The organism is Veillonella sp. VA139 (assembly GCF_003992005.1).
In the GTDB taxonomy this organism is placed as follows: Bacteria; Bacillota; Negativicutes; order Veillonellales; family Veillonellaceae; genus F0422.
The window spans coordinates 1-3,059 of sequence record NZ_RQVL01000047.1; the positions used below are offsets into that span (position 1 = coordinate 1).

Annotated in this window: 1 rRNA gene; it reads left to right on the forward strand. The window is 50.4% G+C overall.

Annotation, left to right across the window (positions count from 1 at the left end):
• The first annotated feature begins 134 nt into the window (after positions 1–134).
• Positions 135–3,059 (forward strand): 23S ribosomal RNA (locus EO125_RS09620).

Sequence of the window (3,059 nt, forward strand, 5' to 3'; positions counted from 1 at the left end):
AATTTATGATTTGGTCTCTTAGAGTTGACTCTAAGGGTTAGACCAAGCACATAGATTCTCTAAATTAACTTATAAGGTGAGAGCATCTGAAAGGATGACTCTAAAGTAAAAGACATAACCATATGTCACTATCAAGTAAAGATAGTAAGGGCATACGGTGGATGCCTTGGCTATACTGGCCGAAGAAGGACGCGGTAAGCTGCGAAAAGCTACGGAGAGGTGCAAGCGACCATTGACCCGTAGATATCCGAATGGGGGAACCCGGCAGAGAAAAGCTCTGTCACCCATACCAGAGAGTATGAGGAGGGCACCTGGGGAACTGAAACATCTAAGTACCCAGAGGAAAAGTAATCAAACGAGATTCTCTTAGTAGCGGCGAGCGAACGGGGAAGAGCCCAAACCGGACTGGTTCGCCAGACCGGGGTTGAGGACTGCTAACAAGCATACATGGGGTAGACGAACCGACTTGGAACAGTCGGCCGAAGAAGGTGAAAGCCCTGTAGTCGAAATCCTGCATATGTGGAGCAGTATCCAGAGTACCACGAGACACGTGAAACCTTGTGGGAAGCAGGGGGGACCACCCTCCAAGGCAAAATACCAGTATGGACCGATAGCGCATAGTACCGTGAGGGAAAGGTGAAAAGCACCCCGGGAGGGGAGTGAAAGAGAACCTGAAACCGTATGTCTACAAACAGTCGAAGACCGTATAATAGCAGGTCGACGGCGTGCCTATTGAAGAATGAACCGGCGAGTTACTGTCACTAGCGAGGTTAAGCGGAAAACGTGGAGCCGAAGCGAAAGCGAGTCTGAATAGGGCGAAGAGTTAGTGGTAGTAGACCCGAAACCGTAGTGATCTATCCATGGCCAGGTTGAAGCACAGGTAAAATTGTGTGGAGGACCGAACTCGTGAGCGTTGAAAAGCTTTGGGATGAGTTGTGGATAGGGGTGAAATGCCAATCGAACACGGAGATAGCTGGTTCTCCCCGAAATAGCTTTAGGGCTAGCCTCATGGTAAAGAGTATAGGCGGTAGAGCTCTGATCGGGCTAGGGCCCACACCGGGTACCGAACCTAGTCAAACTACGAATGGCTATACTTATACATGGGAGTCAGACTATGAGTGATAAGGCCCATAGTCAAGAGGGAAACAGCCCAGACCACCGACTAAGGCCCCCAATGCTGCATTAAGTGGCAAAGGATGTGGAGTTTCCAAAACAACCAGGATGTTGGCTTAGAAGCAGCCACCATTTAAAGAGTGCGTAATAGCTCACTGGTCGAGAGACTCTGCGCCGAAAATGTCCGGGGCTAAAATGCAGAGCCGAAGTCGTGGCAATGGTAGCAATACCATTGGGTAGGGGAGCGTTCTTATTGGATTGAAGCAGTACCGGAAGGAGCTGTGGACTGGTAAGAAGTGAGAATGCCGGTATGAGTAGCGAAAAGAAAGGTGAGAATCCTTTCCACCGAAAGCCTAAGGGTTCCTGAGCAACGATCGTCGTCTCAGGGTAAGTCGGGACCTAAGCCGAGGCGGAAAAGCATAGGCGATGGACAACAGGTTGAAATTCCTGTACTAGTATGAATTGTTTGATCGATGGAGTGACGCAAACAGGTAGGTTAGCATGCGATTGGAAGTGCATGTTTAAGCGTGTAGGTTGAGTAATAGGTAAATCCGTTACTCTAAAAGCTGAGGCGTGATGACGAGCTCAAAAGAGCGAAGTAATTGATCCTAAGTTGCCGAGAAAAGCTTCTAGGTAGAGACATACTACCCGTACCAAAACCGACACAGGTAGGCGGGGAGAGAATCCTAAGGTGCGCGGGAAAACCCTCGTTAAGGAACTCGGCAAAATGCATCCGTAACTTCGGGAAAAGGATGACCCATGTAGTGTGAAAGCTTGTAACGGCTCTAGCATGAATGGGTGGCACAAGAGAGGCGCAAGCGACTGTTTACCACAAACACAGGTGCCTGCTAAAGCGAAAGCTGACGTATAGGTGCTGACACCTGCCCGGTGCTGGAAGGTTAAGAGGAGGGGTTAGGAGTAATCCGAAGCTCTGAATTGAAGCCCCAGTAAACGGCGGCCGTAACTATAACGGTCCTAAGGTAGCGAAATTCCTTGTCGGGTAAGTTCCGACCCGCACGAAAGGTGTAACGACTTGCGCACTGTCTCAACGAGGGACCCGGTGAAATTGAAGTACCTGTGAAGATGCAGGTTACCCGCGACTGGACAGAAAGACCCCATGGAGCTTTACTGTAACTTAGGATTGATTTTAGTTAATGAATGTACAGGATAGGTGGGAGACGTAGAAGCTAGGGCGCTAGTCTTAGTGGAGTCGCTGTTGGGATACCACCCTTTGATTAATTGAAATCTAACGGGAAGAGTAACGACCTTCCGGACAGTCCTAGGTGGACAGTTTGACTGGGGCGGTCGCCTCCTAAAGAGTAACGGAGGCGCCCAAAGGTTCCCTCAGAGCGGACGGAAATCGCTCGAAGAGTGTAAAGGCAGAAGGGAGCTTGACTGCGAGACCAACAAGTCGAGCAGGGACGAAAGTCGGGCTTAGTGATCCGGTGGTGCCGAGTGGAAGGGCCATCGCTCAACGGATAAAAGCTACCCTGGGGATAACAGGCTAATCTCTCCCAAGAGTCCATATCGACGGGGAGGTTTGGCACCTCGATGTCGGCTCATCACATCCTGGGGCTGAAGTAGGTCCCAAGGGTTCGGCTGTTCGCCGATTAAAGTGGTACGTGAGCTGGGTTCAGAACGTCGTGAGACAGTTCGGTCCCTATCCATCGCGGGCGAAAGAAACTTGAAGGGGGCTGCTCCTAGTACGAGAGGACCGGAGTGGACGAACCGCTGGTGTACCAATTATCCTGCCAAGGGTACAGTTGGGTAGCTACGTTCGGGACGGATAAACGCTGAAAGCATCTAAGCGTGAAACCAGCCTTGAGATGAGGTTTCTCATAGCATAAGCTAGTAAGATCCCATGTAGACGACATGGTTGATAGGCCAGGTGTGGAAGTGCTGTAAGGCATGGAGCTGACTGGTACTAATAGATCGAGGGCTTTACT